The 16158-nt window shown below is 62.6% G+C and carries 14 protein-coding genes and 1 pseudogene; 11 read left to right on the top strand and 4 right to left on the bottom strand.

All coding sequences use genetic code 11. The features are described 5' to 3' along the window. Window positions 1–2 precede the first annotated feature (2 nt). Window positions 3–464 (top strand): type II toxin-antitoxin system RatA family toxin, encoded by a 462-nt coding sequence (locus RQ479_RS06460; protein ID WP_376704497.1) that lies wholly within the window; start codon window positions 3–5, stop codon window positions 462–464. Here the strand turns inward: RQ479_RS06460 and RQ479_RS06455 are convergent. Together RQ479_RS06455 and RQ479_RS06450 are read right to left on the bottom strand one after the other, a co-directional pair. Continuing rightward, on the bottom strand, window positions 440–949 hold the full coding sequence (locus tag RQ479_RS06455) for a CinA family protein (RefSeq protein ID WP_376704496.1): 510 nt from the start codon (window positions 947–949) through the stop codon (window positions 440–442). The genes RQ479_RS06460 and RQ479_RS06455 overlap by 25 nt on opposite strands. Further along, window positions 946–2166: a bifunctional 2-C-methyl-D-erythritol 4-phosphate cytidylyltransferase/2-C-methyl-D-erythritol 2,4-cyclodiphosphate synthase gene (locus tag RQ479_RS06450; protein ID WP_376704495.1), complete on the bottom strand. Its 1221-nt coding sequence runs from the start codon at window positions 2164–2166 to the stop codon at window positions 946–948. Before RQ479_RS06450 ends, RQ479_RS06455 begins: the two co-directional genes overlap by 4 nt. Window positions 2167–2345: 179 nt before the next feature. Here RQ479_RS06450 and dusB point away from each other — a divergent pair, with 179 nt between their 5' ends. The 8 genes from dusB (at window position 2346) to hflX (ending at window position 12467) form a co-directional block, all read left to right on the top strand. Next, complete coding sequence (dusB, locus tag RQ479_RS06445; protein ID WP_376704494.1) at window positions 2346–3371, top strand: tRNA dihydrouridine synthase DusB; 1026 nt, start codon at window positions 2346–2348, stop codon at window positions 3369–3371. Next, window positions 3368–4510: a nitrogen regulation protein NR(II) gene (locus tag RQ479_RS06440; protein ID WP_376704493.1), complete on the top strand. Its 1143-nt coding sequence runs from the start codon at window positions 3368–3370 to the stop codon at window positions 4508–4510. Before dusB ends, RQ479_RS06440 begins: the two co-directional genes overlap by 4 nt. Next, the gene (ntrC, locus tag RQ479_RS06435) at window positions 4507–5967 is read left to right on the top strand and encodes a nitrogen regulation protein NR(I) (RefSeq protein WP_352466165.1); all 1461 of its coding nucleotides are present in this window, start codon (window positions 4507–4509) and stop codon (window positions 5965–5967) included. Before RQ479_RS06440 ends, ntrC begins: the two co-directional genes overlap by 4 nt. Window positions 5968–6094: 127 nt before the next feature. Further along, window positions 6095–8380, top strand: coding sequence for an ATP-binding protein (locus tag RQ479_RS06430; RefSeq protein WP_376704492.1), 2286 nt, complete (start codon window positions 6095–6097; stop codon window positions 8378–8380). Then, window positions 8370–9731 carry a sigma-54 dependent transcriptional regulator gene (locus RQ479_RS06425; protein ID WP_352615761.1) on the top strand — a complete coding sequence of 454 codons (1362 nt, stop codon included), beginning with the start codon at window positions 8370–8372 and terminating at the stop codon, window positions 9729–9731. Before RQ479_RS06430 ends, RQ479_RS06425 begins: the two co-directional genes overlap by 11 nt. A gap of 89 nt (window positions 9732–9820) precedes the next feature. Continuing rightward, window positions 9821–10684 (top strand): D-amino-acid transaminase, encoded by an 864-nt coding sequence (locus RQ479_RS06420; RefSeq protein WP_376704491.1) that lies wholly within the window; start codon window positions 9821–9823, stop codon window positions 10682–10684. 145 nt (window positions 10685–10829) lie between these two features. Then, on the top strand, window positions 10830–11075 hold the full coding sequence (gene hfq / locus RQ479_RS06415; protein WP_006202172.1) for an RNA chaperone Hfq: 246 nt from the start codon (window positions 10830–10832) through the stop codon (window positions 11073–11075). Continuing rightward, a complete protein-coding gene (hflX, locus tag RQ479_RS06410; protein ID WP_376704490.1) occupies window positions 11076–12467 on the top strand; it encodes a GTPase HflX in 1392 nt (463 codons plus the stop codon). Between the two features lie 6 nt (window positions 12468–12473). Here hflX and mazG read toward each other — a convergent pair whose 3' ends face one another. Further along, a complete protein-coding gene (gene mazG, locus RQ479_RS06405) occupies window positions 12474–13298 on the bottom strand; it encodes a nucleoside triphosphate pyrophosphohydrolase (protein WP_376704489.1) in 825 nt (274 codons plus the stop codon). A gap of 139 nt (window positions 13299–13437) precedes the next feature. Further along, window positions 13438–14623 (bottom strand): annotated as a pseudogene (locus RQ479_RS06400) (aromatic amino acid transaminase). Between the two features lie 220 nt (window positions 14624–14843). Here RQ479_RS06400 and RQ479_RS06395 point away from each other — a divergent pair. After that, a complete protein-coding gene (locus RQ479_RS06395; RefSeq protein ID WP_376704488.1) occupies window positions 14844–15374 on the top strand; it encodes a sigma-70 family RNA polymerase sigma factor in 531 nt (176 codons plus the stop codon). Further along, complete coding sequence (locus tag RQ479_RS06390) at window positions 15374–16147, top strand: anti-sigma factor family protein (RefSeq protein ID WP_376704487.1); 774 nt, start codon at window positions 15374–15376, stop codon at window positions 16145–16147. The genes RQ479_RS06395 and RQ479_RS06390 overlap by 1 nt, the downstream gene beginning before the upstream one ends. The last annotated feature ends 11 nt before the right edge of the window (window positions 16148–16158 follow it).

The following is a 16158-nucleotide window of genomic DNA, read 5'->3' as shown; positions in this document are numbered from 1 at the left end:
TCATGCCACAATTCGAAGCCCATCGCCGCGTCGCGCATACGCCTGAACAGATGTTCGCTCTGGTCGCCGATGTCGAATCCTATCCGCAATTCCTGCCGCTTTGCGAGGCACTGACGGTTCGCTCGCGCAAGGAACGCAACGGACGCACGCTGCTCATCGCCGACATGAGCATTGGCTACAAGGCGATCCGCGAGACTTTCACCACGCAGGTGCTGCTGAAGCCTGACGAGAACGCCATCGACGTCAATTACATCGACGGCCCGTTCAAATATCTGAGCAATGTCTGGCGTTTCGACCCGGGGGACGGCCGCGGTTGCAACGTCTGCTTCTTTATCGACTATGAGTTCAAGAGCCGCATTTTGGGTGCGGTCATGGGAACCATGTTCGACCGCGCCTTCCGCATGTTCTCCGAGGCGTTCGAGAAACGGGCCGAAATCATCTACGGCGCGCCATCGGCAGCCTGATCCGCAGCGAGCGCGCGCAGACCCAGCTCAAGCGCATGCCGGACCGTCTCCCTGCGGATGAAATCCCGGCCCTTGTCGGCGAACAGCTGGCATTCGCTGACTACCGGCCGGCCAGCCACGGCAACGCCGAACCAGACCAGGCCGACAGGTTTTTCCGCCGAGCCGCCGCCCGGTCCGGCGATGCCGGTCACCGCCAGGGCGAGCCCGGCCGGCGAATGGGCCAAGGCCCCGGCCGCCATCTCCACCGCAATCTCGCGCGAGACCGCGCCGTGCACCTCGAGCGTAGCGGCCGAGACGCCGAGCATCTCGGTCTTGGCCTTGTTAGAATAGGTGATAAAGCCGCGATCGACCACCGCGGAAGAGCCGGCAATGTCGGTCAGCGCGGCGATGATCATGCCGCCGGTGCAGCTCTCGGCCGTCACCAGCATGATGCCGCGCTGCTGGCAGGCTTGAAGCAGGGCATCTGCGAGATCGCTATTGCTCATTCAGGGACATCCCCCGGAAATACAACGCTGGCGGTCGCGATGGCCGCTATGCCTTCCTCACGGCCGACGAAGCCGAGCTTCTCATTGGTTGTCGCCTTGATAGAGATGCGGTCGCGCGAAATTCGCAGCATTGCGGAAAGCGCTTCGGTCATGGCCTCTCGATGAGGGCCGACGCGCGGCGCCTCGCAGATCAGCGTGATATCGGCGTTGGCAATGCGGCCGCCGCGCTCGCGCACCAGCTTGGCCGCGTGTTCGACAAAGATGCGTGAAGCGGCCCCTTTCCATTGCGGGTCGGATGGCGGGAAATGCGTGCCGATGTCACCGACGCCGCAGGTGGCGAGCAGCGCGTCGGTCAAGGCGTGGAGACCGACATCGGCATCCGAATGGCCGGACAATTTCTTGCGGTGCGGGATAGCGACGCCGCACAGGGTGACATGGTCGCCGGGCTCGAAGGCATGGACGTCATAGCCATTGCCGGTTCGGATGTCCGGAAAACGTGGGGCGCTGGAAAGCCGCTGATCCGCCATTGCAATATCCCGTGCCCAGGTCAGTTTGACATTGTCCGGCGAGCCGGGAACGATCTTCACCGGAATATGTGCCCATTCGGCGATTGCCGCATCGTCGGTGAAATCCGCCTTGCCCAGATGATGAGCCTTTTCGTGCGCAGCCAGGATCGGCCAGAACGGAAAGCCCTGCGGTGTCTGTGCGGCATGAAGCCCGGCCCTGGACACGGTTTCGCCGATCATGCCTTCGGCCGTTTCGCGCTTGAGCGTATCGGCAACGGGCAAGGCAGGCAGTGCTCCCTGGCGCTCGCCAATGGCGGCGATCGTGCGGTCTATCAGTTCCGCGTCGACAAACGGCCGAGCCGCATCATGGATCAGGACCCGGCCCGGCGCATGGCTTCTCAACGCCAGCAGTCCAAGGCGAACGGACTCCTGCCGTGACGTACCACCGGTCACAGCGACGACACGGTCGGCATTTGCGCCGGCGGCGCGACGGAAAAGCGCGCCGTCATCGGCATGGATAACAACCACGACAGGTCCAATCTTCGGATGCGTCAGAAAGGCGTCGAGTGTGCGTGCAATAACGGCGCCGCCGCCAATCTGCTGATATTGCTTCGGCCCATTGGCCTGTCCGGCGCGCGCGCCGCGGCCGGCAGCAACGATGACCACGGCGACTTTGTCGTCGGCAGCATGCTTTTCGCTCACATCTCTCATGGCGAGACGCTTAGCGCATGATCCAGAAAAGTGATATCGCTTTCAGAAGACCCAGGATTGATGCGGTCCGGCGATCCTTTTTTCCCAAATGCGCCTTAATGTCACGACATTGCGCGTTGCACATTGCCGTCGTTCTGGCTAGAGAATGTGCAGCAATCGAAGGTGCTTGGTTTTTGTGCATGCCTGATGTGACCAAATTGGCTTCGCCGCTGGATGTGGGTGGCGTGAGAATCCGCAATCGCGTGTTTCTCGCGCCGATGTCGGGCATCACCGACGAGCCGTTCCGGCACCGCGCCCATGCCCATGGCGCCGGGCTGGTTGTATCGGAAATGGTGGCGAGCGGTGAGCTTGCAAAGGGCAGGGCTGGCTCGGGCCTGCGGATCCGTCATTCCGGGCTGCCTGTCCACATGGTCCAGCTTGCCGGCCGCGAGGCGGTGCACATGGCCGAGGGCGCGCGAATCGCGGCCGGCGAGGGCGCCGACATCATCGACATCAACATGGGCTGTCCGGCCAAAAAGGTGACGGGCGGCTATGCCGGTTCGGCACTGATGCGAGACCTCGACCACGCGCTGTCGCTGATCGAAGCGGTGGTCGCCGCGGTCGATGTGCCGGTCACGGTCAAAATGCGGCTCGGCTGGGACGAAGGTGCGCTCAACGCGCCGATGCTGGCGCGACGCGCCGAGCAGGCCGGGGTGAAGATGGTGACGGTACACGGTCGCACACGGTGCCAGTTCTATCAGGGCAAAGCCGACTGGCGTGCCATCGCACGCGTCAAGCAGGCCGTCTCGATCCCGGTCGTTGCCAATGGCGATGTCGGCTCGCCGGCAGAGGCTGCGTCGATCCTCGACCAGTCCGGCGCCGACGCGGTGATGATCGGCCGTGCGCACTATGGCGCGCCGTGGACTGCCGGCAGCATTGTAGCGGCCGCGCGGGCAGAGCCGGTATCCGGCATGCCGGACAGCCCGCAAGCGCTGAGCGACTACGTCATTGCCCATTACGAAGACGTGCTGACGCTCTATGGCATGGAAAGCGGATTGCGCCAGGCGCGCAAGCATCTCGGCTGGTATCTCGACCGCCACGCCGCGACAAGCGACGACCGGCGCAAGGCCGTACTCACGTCTTTCGAGCCTGGGCGTGTCGTTGCCTTGCTGCGCGACATGTTCTCAAGCGCTCCCGAGGCGGCAAACCTGCGGAGTGCGGCATGAACGCCACCGTCACACAGAGCACGGATATGTCGGACGCCGCGCATATTGTGCTCAACACCATTCGTCGGCCGGTGATCATGGTCGATCCGCAAGGCTTCATCACCTTCGCCAATGCGGATGCCGAGGATTTTTTCCGTTCGAGTGCCACGATGCTCGCCCGCAACACGCTGCACAAGCTCATTCCTTTCGGCAGCCCGCTGCTGACGCTTGTCGACCAGGTGCGCGAGCGCCGGGCGCCGGTCAACGAATACCGGGTGGACGTGTCGTCGCCACGTCTCGGCATCGAGAAGGTGGTCGACCTCTACGTCGCGCCGGTGACGGAATTTCCAGGCTCAGTCGTGGTGATGTTCCAGGAACGCTCAATGGCCGACAAGATCGATCGGCAGATGACGCATCGCGGCGCGGCGCGCTCGGTCACCGGCCTCGCCGCGATGCTTGCCCATGAGATCAAGAACCCGCTGTCCGGCATTCGTGGTGCCGCGCAGCTGCTTGAGCTGTCGGCGTCCGACGAGGATCGCGCACTGACCAGGCTGATCACCGACGAGACCGACCGCATTGTCTCGCTGGTCGACCGCATGGAGGTGTTTTCGGACGAGCGGCCGATCGACCGCTACCCTGTCAACATCCATGTCGTGCTCGACCATGTCAAAGCAATCGCCAAGAACGGTTTTGCCAAGCGGATCAAGATATTGGAGGATTATGATCCATCATTGCCTCCGGTTTTTGCCAATCGCGACCAGCTCATCCAGGTGTTCCTCAATCTGGTAAAAAATGCCGCCGAGGCGATCGGCAGCGATCCCCAGGGCGAAATCATGCTATCGACCGCCTTCCGCCCGGGCATTCGCGTTTCTGTACCCGGGACTCAGGATCGCGTGTCGCTGCCATTGGAATTCTGCGTACGCGACAACGGTTCGGGTGTCTCCGAGGATATCCTGCCGATCCTGTTCGATCCCTTCATCACCACCAAGCCGAACGGCTCCGGTCTCGGTCTGGCGCTGGTCGCAAAGATCGTCGGCGAGCATGGCGGCATCATTGAATGCGAATCGACGCCGCGCGGGACCACCTTCCGCATCCTGATGCCGGCGTGGAAAGAAACCCAGTTTGGCACCGACGACGACGGTGAAGGAGACCGCAAATGACCGTTCGCGGCAATATTCTCGTCGCCGACGACGATGCGGCCATCCGCACTGTCCTCAACCAAGCGCTTTCGCGCGTCGGCCACGACGTGCGTGTCACCTCCAACGCTTCGACGCTGTGGCGCTGGGTTGCGGCGGGCGAGGGCGATCTGGTTATCACCGACGTTGTCATGCCTGACGAGAACGCCTTCGACATGCTGCCGCGCATCAAGAAGGCGCGACCGGAACTGCCGGTCATCGTCATGAGCGCCCAGAACACGTTCATGACAGCAATTCGTGCCTCCGAAACCGGGGCCTATGAATATCTGCCGAAACCGTTCGACCTGACCGAGCTGCTCAACATCGTCAACCGCGCACTTTCCGAGCCGCGGCGGCCGAAGATCGATACGCGGGCCGACGAGCCGCCGGAAACGATGCCGCTGGTCGGCCGCTCGGCGGCCATGCAGGACATCTACCGCATGCTGGCGCGCATGATGCAGACCGACCTGACGGTCATGATCAGCGGAGAGTCGGGTACCGGTAAGGAACTGGTGGCGCGCGCGCTGCATGAATACGGCCGCCGCCGAGGCGGTCCCTTCGTCGCCATCAACATGGCAGCAATCCCGCGCGACTTGATCGAATCGGAGTTGTTCGGGCACGAGAAGGGCGCCTTTACCGGCGCGCAGAACCGCTCCACCGGCCGTTTCGAGCAGGCCGAAGGCGGCACGCTCTTCCTCGACGAGATCGGCGACATGCCGATGGAAGCGCAGACGCGGCTGCTGCGTGTGTTGCAGCAGGGCGAATACACCACGGTCGGCGGCCGCACACCGATCAAGACCGACGTGCGCATCGTCGCTGCCACCAACAAGGACCTGCGCACGCTGATCAATCAGGGGCTTTTCCGCGAGGATCTGTTCTACCGCTTGAACGTTGTGCCGCTCAGGCTGCCGGCGCTGCGCGAGCGATCGGAGGACATTCCGGACCTCGTCCGGCACTTCTTCAAGCTCGGCGCCAGTGAAGGTCTGCAGACCAAGCGCATTTCCACCGGCGGCATCGAGCTGATGAAGCGCTATCCATGGCCGGGTAACGTGCGCGAACTCGAAAACCTCATCCGCAGGCTGGCTGCGCTGTATTCGCAGGACGAGATTTCCGCCGAGATCATCGAGGCGGAGTTGAAGACAGGCGAAAGACCTGTCGTTCCAGGTGGCGGCAACCTCATTCCCGATGACCTTTCCATCGGCCAGGCGGTGGAGCATTTCCTTCAACGCTATTTTGCCTCGTTTGCCGGCGACTTGCCGCCGGCCGGGCTCTATCAGCGAATCCTCTCCGAGGTCGAATATCCGCTGGTCCTCGCCTCGATGACCGCAACGCGCGGTAACCAGATCAAGGCTGCCGAACTGCTGGGGCTCAACCGCAACACGCTGCGCAAGAAGATTCGCGAACTCGGCGTCAACGTCTACAAGTCCTCCAGGCAGATCTAAACGAACCCCTTACGAGCGCTTTCCAGGGGATCGATCGCCGAAAGATTTCCGTCTCGGCCACACTTGTTGCATAATCGCCACAATGCGTTGCATACATCCGACGCAATCACTGGCTCTAGACGGCGACATGGCTCTGCACGCACCGACACTGAGCAAACCGCTTTTCAGCAATACCGGCGCACGAGACGGTCGCCGGCTGCTTGCGCTGCCAGGCGTGATCGCCGTTGCCGGTGCGCTGGTGACGGCGGCGATCTCCTTCGCCATTCTCGTTGGCGCCACGCCGATCACGCCCGACGCGAGGACGACGCTGGCGCTGATTGCGCTTAATGCGGCGTTCGTGCTGTTTCTGATCTTGCTGGTCGGCCGCGAAGTGCATCGCATCCTGATGGCGCGCCGGCACGGCAAGGCTGCGTCGCGCCTGCACGTGCGCATCGTTGCGATGTTTGCGCTGGTCGCCGCAATTCCCGCGATCATGGTGGCGATCATCGCGTCGATCACGCTCGACATCGGCCTCGACCGCTGGTTCGAGATCCGCACCAAGACGATCGTCAATTCGTCGTTGTCGATCGCCGACGCCTATGTGCAGGAAAACGCACGAAATCTTCAGGGCACGACGTTGTCGATGGCTTACGACCTCGACGCTTCGCGCACGCTCTACGGCCTCGATCGCACCGGGTTCCTCGATCTCATGAACAAGGAGGCGGTGGGACGTTCGCTGGCACACGCAGCACTCATCAAGCCCGATGGTTCCTTCGTTATGAGTGCCAAGACCGACGCAGACTTTGCCATGCCGGAGCCGCCTGAGGGCGCCGTGGCAAGCGCTGCCGATGGCAAGCCAGTGCTGATAGAGCCGCGCACCCGCAACATCATGGGTGCGATCGTCAAGCTGCGCGAGATCGACGGGCTCTATCTCTACACCATCCGCCTCGTCGATCCCGAGGTGATCAAGGCACGGCAGATCGTCAAATCCAACACCGCCGAATATCGCGGTCTCGAAGACAATCGCCGCACCTCGCAAGTGGCTTTCGCGCTTCCCTATCTGTCGCTGACGCTGATCATCATCCTGTCCGCCATCTGGACTGGCATTGCGGTGGCCGACCGCCTGGTGCGGCCGATTCGTCAGCTCATCGGCGCGGCCGATGAGGTCGCCACCGGCAATCTCGACGTAGCCGTGCCTGTCCGCCCCTCCGATGGCGATGTCGCCTCGCTCGGCGACACATTCAACAAGATGCTGATGGAATTGAAATCGCAGCGCAACGAGATCCTGTCGGCCAAGGATCTGATCGATGAACGGCGGCGCTTTTCGGAGGCGGTGCTTGCCGGCGTCACCGCCGGGGTCATCGGCGTCGATCCATATGGCATCGTCACCATCGTCAACCGTTCGGCCGAAACGATGCTGGCCATATCCGCCACGGCAGCGCTTGGGCAGAACCTTTCCGCCGTGCTGCCGCACGTCGGCCGCGTCTTCGAGATCGGCCGCAAGTCGGGCAGGCCGGTCTATCGCGAACAGGTCACCTTCTATCGTGCCGGCACTGAACGAACCTTCAACGTGCAAATCACGATCGAAGCCGGCGACGACGGTTCGGAGGATAAATCCTACGTCGTGACAGTCGATGACATTACCGATCTGGTCCAGGCACAGCGTTCCTCCGCATGGGCCGACGTGGCGCGGCGCATTGCCCACGAGATCAAGAACCCGCTGACGCCGATCCAGCTTTCGGCCGAGCGCATCAAGCGCCGTTACGGCAAGGTCATCACCGAGGACCGTGAGGTTTTCGATCAATGCACCGACACCATCATCCGGCAAGTGGAGGACATCGGCCGCATGGTCGACGAGTTCTCGGCGTTCGCCCGCATGCCGAAACCGGAAATGAAGGCCATCGATCTGCGCGATTCGTTGCGCGAGGCCTCGTTCCTGGTCGAAGTGAGCCGCGCCGACATCACCTTCGAGCGCGTCTTCGGCAATGAGCCGCTCAAAGGCACATTCGACAGCCGCCTGATGGCGCAGGCTTTCGGCAACGTCATCAAGAATGCTGCCGAAGCCATCGACGGTCTTGATGCAGAGGATCGTCCGCACGGCATAATCCGGATTCAAGCCGGGCGTCAGAATGGCGCGATTCGAATCGACGTCATCGACAACGGCAGGGGCTTGCCGCGCGAAAACCGGCAGCGCTTGCTCGAGCCCTACATGACGACACGCGAGAAAGGCACCGGGCTTGGCCTCGCTATCGTCAAGAAGATCGTGGAGGACCATGGCGGGCGACTCGAATTGCACGATGCACCAGCGGATTTCCACGATGGGCGGGGCGCAATGATCAGCATCATCCTGCCGGTTGCCGCCACCGTTCCGATACGTGGCGAGGGCAAGACGGAACACGAAAAAGAAACTGAAAAGGTCGGTAATGGCGTCTGATATTCTCATCGTCGATGACGAGGAAGACATCCGCGAACTCGTCGCCGGTATCCTGAGCGACGAAGGTCACGAAACACGCACGGCGTTTGATGCCGACAGCGCGCTGGCGGCGGTCGCCGACCGGGCACCCAGGCTGATCTTCCTCGACATCTGGCTGCAGGGCTCGCGGCTCGATGGCCTGGTCTTGCTGGACGAGATCAAGACGATGCACCCGAACCTGCCGGTGGTGATGATCTCGGGCCACGGCAATATCGAAACGGCAGTCTCGGCCATCCGCCGCGGCGCCTATGATTTCATCGAAAAGCCATTCAAGGCCGACAGGCTGATCCTCATTGCCGAACGGGCGCTCGAAACCTCCAAATTGAGACGCGAGGTTTCGGATCTCAAGCTGCGCAGCGGCGAGACTTTCGACCTCATCGGCATGTCGTCGGCAATGAGCCAATTGCGCCAGACCATCGAGCGCGTCGCGCCGACCAACAGCCGCGTCATGATCATTGGCCCCTCCGGCTCGGGCAAGGAACTGGCCGCGCGCGCCATCCACGCGCTCTCAGCGCGCAAGAGTGCACCGTTTGTGACGCTGAGCGCCGCCAACATCACCCCGGAGCGTATGGAGATCGAGCTGTTCGGCACCGAATCGAATGGCGTCGAACGCAAGGTCGGTGCGCTGGAGGAGGCCCATCGCGGCATTCTCTACATCGATGAAGTGGCCGACATGCCGCGCGAGACGCAAAACAAGATCCTGCGCGTTCTGGTCGAACAGCAGTTCGAGCGGGTAGGGGGCACCAAGCGGGTCAAGGTCGACGTGCGCATCATCTCGTCGACCTCGCAGAACCTGGAAGCCATGATCGCCGACGGCCGTTTCCGCGAGGACCTTTATCATCGCCTGGCCGTGGTTCCGGTCATGGTGCCGGGACTGGCCGAGCGTCGCGAGGACATTCCTTATCTGGTCGACAATTTCATGAAGCAGATCGCTCGCCAGGCCGGCATCAAGCCGCGCCGCATCGGCGACGACGCGCTGGCGGTACTGCAGGCGCACAACTGGCCGGGCAACGTTCGGCAGTTGCGAAACAATGTCGAGCGGCTGATGATCCTGGCGCGCGGCGACGATGTCGATGCGCCGATCACCGCCGATCTCCTGCCTGCCGAGATCGGCGACGTCATGCCGCGCACTCCAAACAAATCCGATCAGCACATAATGGCGCTGCCGCTGCGGGAAGCGCGCGAACAATTCGAGAAGGACTATCTGATCGCCCAGATCAACCGTTTTGGCGGCAACATCTCGAAGACAGCAGAGTTTATCGGCATGGAACGCTCTGCATTGCACCGCAAGCTGAAGTCGCTGGGCGTCTGATAGCCACACCAGTCGTGGCCCACGCAATTATCCGTTACGGCCATCTTGGAATCGCATAAGAAAGCTGGGACTTCTTCCAGGGATTAGCCATGCCGCGCATTGCCTATGTGAACGGGCGCTACGTCGCTCACGCCGAAGCTTCCGTGCACATCGAGGACCGTGGCTATCAATTCGCCGACGGCGTCTACGAGGTCTGCGAGGTGGCACGAGGCTTCATCGTCGACATGCCGCGCCATCTCGCCCGATTGAACCGCTCACTTACCGAACTCTCGATCGATTGGCCGATCACGCGCGGCGTGCTGCCGCTCGTCATGCGCGAGGTGGTGCGCCACAACCATGTCGTCGACGGCCTGGTCTATGTCCAGGTGACACGCGGTGTCGCCAGCCGCGAGTTTTTCTTCCCGCCGGCGGGCACGAAGCCGTCGCTGGTGGTGACCGCCAAAAAAGCCGATCCTGCAGCTGCCGTGAAGCGGGCCGAGAGCGGGATCCGGGTTATCACGGTGCCGGAGAACCGCTGGGATAGGGTCGATATCAAGTCGGTCGGCCTGTTGCCGAACGTGCTGGCCAAGCAGAAAGCCAAGGAAGCCGGCGCTCAGGAGGCCTGGTTCGTCGATGTCGACGGCACCGTCAAGGAAGGTGGATCGTCGAACGCCTGGATCATCACCAGGGACGGCGTGCTGGTGACGCGCCCCGCCGAGCACGGCATCCTGCGCGGCATCACCCGCACGACGCTGTTCGATGTCGCCGCCAAGCTCGGCCTGAAGATCGAAGAGCGCGGCTTTTCGGTTGCCGAAGCCAAGGCCGCGCGCGAGGTTTTCATCAGCTCCGCCACCACGATCGCTATGCCGGTGGTGGCGATCGATGGCGCTCCCGTCGCCAATGGCCACCCGGGCTCGATAACAGTTTCATTACGGCAGGCCTTTTTTGACGTTGCGGAAAAAAGTCCAGCCTGATAACCGCACAGATGGAATGAACATCAATATATCTCGTTCTGCTTGTCGTTACTGACGGCAAGATGGTGTTTGCGTGCTTGACATGTGCCGGCTAATTTGGCGCATTGGCCTGCAAACCGAAGGGGATCGGCGAAAGACAAGAACAATGGCGGAACGATCGCAAAATCTTCAGGACCTGTTCCTGAATTCAGTTCGCAAGAGCAAAAACCCACTCACCATCTTTCTCATCAACGGCGTGAAGCTGACCGGCGTGGTCACTTCGTTCGATAATTTCTGCGTTCTGCTGCGTCGCGACGGCCATTCCCAGCTTGTCTACAAGCACGCTATTTCCACGATCATGCCGAGCCAGCCGGTTCAGATGTTCGATGGTGAGGAAAGCCAGGGCGCCTGATTGGCACGTGAGAAAGACGCGGACCGCAGCGTTCGCGGAAAACCAGCACATCAGACCGGGACAGAGGCCAACGGTCCGACCCGGGCGGTGGTCATCGTGCCGGTGCTTACCCGGCAGCCGCGTGGCGACGACGATACCAATCGCCCGCGCCTGACCCGTTCTGCCGAGGCCCGTCGCGACGAGGCGGTCGGCCTCGCCAGCGCCATCGACCTTGACCTGGTCCACACGGCGGTGGTGACCGTCAACGATCCACGTCCGGCGACCTTGCTCGGCAGCGGCAAGGTCGCGGAGTTCGCCGAGATCGTCAAAGAGGGCCACGCGGAAGTGGTCATTGTCGATCATCCGCTGACCCCGGTACAGCAGCGCAACCTCGAAAAAGAGTTGAACGCCAAGGTGCTCGACCGCACCGGGCTGATCCTGGAGATTTTCGGCGAGCGCGCCCGCACCAAGGAAGGCACGCTGCAGGTGGACCTTGCCCATCTCAACTACCAGAAGGGCCGCCTTGTGCGGAGCTGGACCCACCTCGAGCGCCAGCGCGGCGGCGCCGGCTTTCTCGGCGGCCCTGGCGAGACCCAGATCGAGTCGGATCGGCGTGTGCTGCAGGATAAGATCACCAAGCTGAAGCACGAGCTCGAAACCGTGCGCCGCACCCGCGAACTGCACCGCGCCAAGCGCAAGAAGGTGCCGTTTCCGGTGGTGGCGATCGTCGGCTACACCAACGCCGGCAAGTCGACGCTGTTCAACCGGCTGACCGGAGCAGGGGTGCTGGCGGAAGACATGCTGTTTGCCACGCTCGACCCGACGCTGCGCCGCGTGCGCCTGCTGCACGGAACGCCGATCATCCTTTCCGATACGGTCGGCTTCATTTCCGACCTGCCAACGCATCTGGTCGCGGCCTTCAGGGCGACGCTGGAGGAAGTGGTCGAGGCAGACCTCGTCATTCATCTGCGCGACATCTCCGATCCCGATACGGTCGCGCAGGCCGAAGATGTCGAGCGCATCCTTGCCGATCTCGGCGTCGATGCCCGCGACAGCAAGCGCGTCATCGAAGTATGGAACAAGATCGACCGGCTCGACGAGGGCAACCGGGCGCGGCTGCTTGCCGATGGTGCTGACGGAAAGAAGGCACCGCCGATCGCCATATCGGCGGTAACCGGCGAGGGCATCGATGCGCTGAAGGCGATCATCGAGACGATGATGTCGGGCGAACTGGAGACGTTCACCGTCACGCTCAAGCCCGACCAACTCGCCGTCGTCGACTGGCTTTACCGCAACGGCGACATCGTCTCGCGTGATGACAATGAGGATGGCAGCGTGACCATCGCACTCAAGGCCACGCACAGCGCTCGGCAAGAGATTGAAAGCCGATTGCGTCGTCAAAACAACGGGTAGGGGCGTTTACTTCGCGCTTTTTGCCTGCTGCCAGAGCGCTTCCATCTCGTCCAGCGTCGCCTCTTCGAGGCTGTTTCCCGACGCTTGCAGCGCCTGCTCGACATAGTGGAAGCGCGACCGGAATTTTTCGTTGGTGCCGCTGAGTGCCGCTTCGGAATCAATTTTGAGGTGCCGGCCGAGATTGACGACCGCAAACAGCATGTCGCCGAACTCGTCCTTGATCGGCGCGCTGTCGCCGTTGGCCAGCGCTTCGCGCAACTCGCCGATCTCCTCCTCGATCTTTTCCAGGATCGGTCCCGCCTCGCTCCAGTCGAAGCCGACGCGGGCGGCCTTTTCCTGCAGTTTGAGCGCCCGGGTCAGCGCGGGTAGGGCGACCGGCACGCTGTCGAGAAAGCCCTTGCCATGGTCTTCCGGGTCGAGCCCACGGGCGAGGCGCGCACTGCGCTTCTCCGCCTTTTCCTCTGCCTTGATCTTTTCCCACATGCCCTTGGCCATGCCGGCGCTGCGCGCCTTTTCGTCGCCGAAAACATGCGGGTGGCGGCGGATCATTTTTGTGGTGATGGCCTTGACCACGTCACCGAATGAAAATTCGCCGGCCTCCTCGGCCATTTGCGCGTGGTAGACCACTTGCAGCAGGAGATCGCCGAGTTCATCGCGCAGATCGTCCAGGTCGCCGCGCGCGATGGCGTCCGCCACTTCGTAGGCTTCCTCGATCGTGTATGGCGCGATTGTCGAAAAGTCCTGCTCGATGTCCCACGGACAGCCGGTTTCCGGCGCCCGCAGCGCTGCCATGATCTCGATCAGCCGGGAAATGTCTTTCGAGGGTTTCATCAGGCGAACGCTATCCTGTACCCGGCCGCGCGGCCAACGGCTTCAGCCGGCGAGGGCGTCTTGTCCACAGATGGGCGGTCAGACCATGATCCGAAAGTGGAAGCCGGTTTCCGGAAAAGTTCCTAACTAGCAAAAAGTATCAGTCGAGCACGGAGACGATCGCCTTGGCGAGCGCATCCATGCCGTCCTCGGGCAGGCCGGCGACGTTGATGCGGCTGTCGCCGACCATGTAGATGCCATGCTCGGCGCGCAGCCGCTCGACTTGCGCTTCCGACAGGCCAAGCCGGGAAAACATGCCGCGATGGCTGGCGACGAAATCGAAACGGTCGGAGTTGGACTGCCGCCGCAGCGCCTCGGCGAACTGGACGCGCAGCCGCAGCATGCGCAGCCGCATCTCTTCAAGCTCTGCCTCCCAGTCGGAACGCAATGCGGGGTCTTCAAGCACGATGCGCACCGCCGCCGCGCCGTGGTCCGGCGGCATCGAATACATGGCGCGCGCCGCCGACAGCATCTGGCCCATCGCCAAATCCGCCTGCGCGCCGTCTTTCGCCATGATCAGCGCTGCACCGACGCGGTCGCGATAGACGGCAAAGTTCTTCGAGCAGCTCGAGGCAACCACCATTTCCGGAACTTTTGCCGCTAGCATGCGCAAGCCGGCGGCATCCGCATCAAGCCCCTCGCCAAAGCCCTGATAGGCGATGTCGACAAAGGGCAGCAGGCCGCGCTCAACGACAAGATCGGCAACGGCAGCCCATTGCGAGATGTCTAGATTGGCGCCTGTCGGGTTATGGCAACAGCCATGCAACAATACGACGTCGCCAGGATTCGCGGCTCTCAATGCATTCAGCATGTCGTCGAAGCGAACCGCACCAGAAGCAGCGTCGAAATAGAGATATTCGCGTATCTGCAGAGACAGCGGCGCGCAACACCGGCATGTGGTTCGGCCAGGTCGGATCCGACAGCCAGACCGTCGCGTCGGGGCGGGTCCTTTTCAGCAGCTCTGCCACCAGCCGCAGCGCGCCGGAGCCGCCGGGGGCTTGCGCCGCACGTATGCGCGTCATGTCGGCGGTTGGGCCGAACACCAACCTGGCCATCGCCGCGTTGAAGGCGGTATCGCCGGCAAGGCCGAGATAGGTCTTGGTATCCTGGCCTTGCAGCAGCCGCTTTTCGGCTTCGCGCACCGCGCGCATCACCGGCGTCTTGCCCTCGCGATCCTTGTAGACGCCCACCCCAAGATCGACCTTGTCGGGACGCGGATCAGCGCGATAGAGGCCGATCAAGGCAAGGATCTTGTCGGCAGGCGCGGGCTGGAGATTTTCGAACATCGATAAGGTTCCGTTGGCGGCGGAGTGATACGCAAACCGGCCGTGCTTTGCCAGCAGTTTCATATGCGCCAACTCGGCGTCGGGTTTGCCTCGAGGGCGGCCAATACTATCTGCCGCGCGAGGGCAGGCGCGATATCTCCCAGGAGAGAGCGCGGCGAGCCGCCCAAGAAAAATTCGGGGAAAGCGGGATTAAAATCATGACCTGCTCCGTAAACAGGACATGAAACGGCCGATGCCACGCTTCGATATTCTGGGACAGCTCGGTTCGCTGCGCCGCTATGCACGCTCGCTGACACGCGACAGCGCCGATGCAGAGGATCTGGTGCATGATGCGCTGGTGCGTGCCTATGAGCGACGCGGCAGCTTCCGCTCCGGCGGAAACCTTCGCGTATGGCTGCTGTCGATCGTCCACAACGCGTTCATCGACGGATTGCGATACCGCAAATCGGAAGCAATGCGCATCGAACAGGCCGGCTATCTCGCCGAGGCGAATGTCCGGGCTCCGCAGGAACATTCGGTCCGTCTGGCGCAGGTGCGCGACGCTTTTTTCAGATTGCCGGAAGAGCAACGTTGCGCGCTGCATCTCGTCGCCATCGAGGGACTTAGCTATAGCGAGGCGGCCGAGGTCAGCGGCGTGCCGCTGGGCACGCTGATGTCGCGCATCGGCAGGGCGCGCGCGGCCCTGCGCGAGATGGAGGACGTGGCACCGGCACGCGCGAAAGGCCATCTGAAGATCGTGGGAGATCGGTGATGAACCCACTGCGAGATCCCGTGACCGAAACCGATCTCGACGCCTATGTCGACGATCAGCTGGACGCGGCTCGTCGCATCGAGGTCGAGGCGTTCCTTTCGGCCCGCCCGGAAGCGGCCGCGCGGGTGATGTCCGACCTGCGGACGCGTGACGAATTGCGCGTGGCGCTTGCCGGATCGAAAGGCATGGCGCGGCCCGCGACGGCTGATGCCGCACGGCGGCTGGAACGGGGATTGGCGCGCGGCCGCGTCCTTGGTGCTTTGCAAAGAGCGGCGGCGGTCGCCGTCTTCGTCGCTGCCGGCTGGCTTGCGAACGGGCTCATCGGACCGATATCGGTGACGGAAGTCGTCGCTTCGACCCATCCGCCCGCCTATGTGGAGGACGCGGTCCGGGCGCACCGCACGACGCTCTTGCGCGAGGCGATGTCGTCGCAACCCGAAGCACCCGGCTACAACGCCGACGAAATCCGCGCCGCGACTGCGATCGTGATGCCATCCCTGCCAGCGGACTGGACGGTCCGTGACGTGCAGATCTATCCATCGCAATTCGGCCCGAGCGTCGAGATGGCCGTCGAGACAAAAGAGATGGGGCTGGTCTCGCTGTTCGCCATCCGGCCCGGAACATTCGACGTCGTCAGACCGACTGTCGTTCCCTCGGGCGAAGTTTCCTCGGCCTATTTCCAGATCGGCGAGGTCGCCTACGCGGTCGTCGGACGCAGCGATGTCGGCGGTCTCGATCGCACGGCCGAAGCGCTCGCCAAAACGCTTTACTGATCGACCTTCAA

This window comes from Mesorhizobium sp. ISC25, from assembly GCF_042295465.1.
Taxonomy (GTDB): Bacteria; Pseudomonadota; Alphaproteobacteria; order Rhizobiales; family Rhizobiaceae; genus Mesorhizobium.
This window is presented reverse-complemented; position numbering and strand designations above follow the sequence as displayed.

Bases quoted from the DNA above. Each gene is read 5' to 3' on its own strand.
- RQ479_RS06440 (WP_376704493.1), top strand. From the start codon at position 3,368: ATGAACGCCACCGTCACACAGAGCACGGATATGTCGGACGCCGCGCAT.
- RQ479_RS06395 (WP_376704488.1), top strand. From the start codon at position 14,844: ATGAAACGGCCGATGCCACGCTTCGATATTCTGGGACAGCTCGGTTCG.
- RQ479_RS06430 (WP_376704492.1), top strand. From the start codon at position 6,095: ATGGCTCTGCACGCACCGACACTGAGCAAACCGCTTTTCAGCAATACC.
- RQ479_RS06460 (WP_376704497.1), top strand. From the start codon at position 3: ATGCCACAATTCGAAGCCCATCGCCGCGTCGCGCATACGCCTGAACAG.
- RQ479_RS06425 (WP_352615761.1), top strand. From the start codon at position 8,370: ATGGCGTCTGATATTCTCATCGTCGATGACGAGGAAGACATCCGCGAA.
- RQ479_RS06420 (WP_376704491.1), top strand. From the start codon at position 9,821: ATGCCGCGCATTGCCTATGTGAACGGGCGCTACGTCGCTCACGCCGAA.
- RQ479_RS06450 (WP_376704495.1), bottom strand. From the start codon at position 2,166: ATGAGAGATGTGAGCGAAAAGCATGCTGCCGACGACAAAGTCGCCGTG.
- mazG (WP_376704489.1), bottom strand. From the start codon at position 13,298: ATGAAACCCTCGAAAGACATTTCCCGGCTGATCGAGATCATGGCAGCG.
- RQ479_RS06390 (WP_376704487.1), top strand. From the start codon at position 15,374: ATGAACCCACTGCGAGATCCCGTGACCGAAACCGATCTCGACGCCTAT.
- ntrC (WP_352466165.1), top strand. From the start codon at position 4,507: ATGACCGTTCGCGGCAATATTCTCGTCGCCGACGACGATGCGGCCATC.
- hfq (WP_006202172.1), top strand. From the start codon at position 10,830: ATGGCGGAACGATCGCAAAATCTTCAGGACCTGTTCCTGAATTCAGTT.
- RQ479_RS06455 (WP_376704496.1), bottom strand. From the start codon at position 949: ATGAGCAATAGCGATCTCGCAGATGCCCTGCTTCAAGCCTGCCAGCAG.
- dusB (WP_376704494.1), top strand. From the start codon at position 2,346: ATGCCTGATGTGACCAAATTGGCTTCGCCGCTGGATGTGGGTGGCGTG.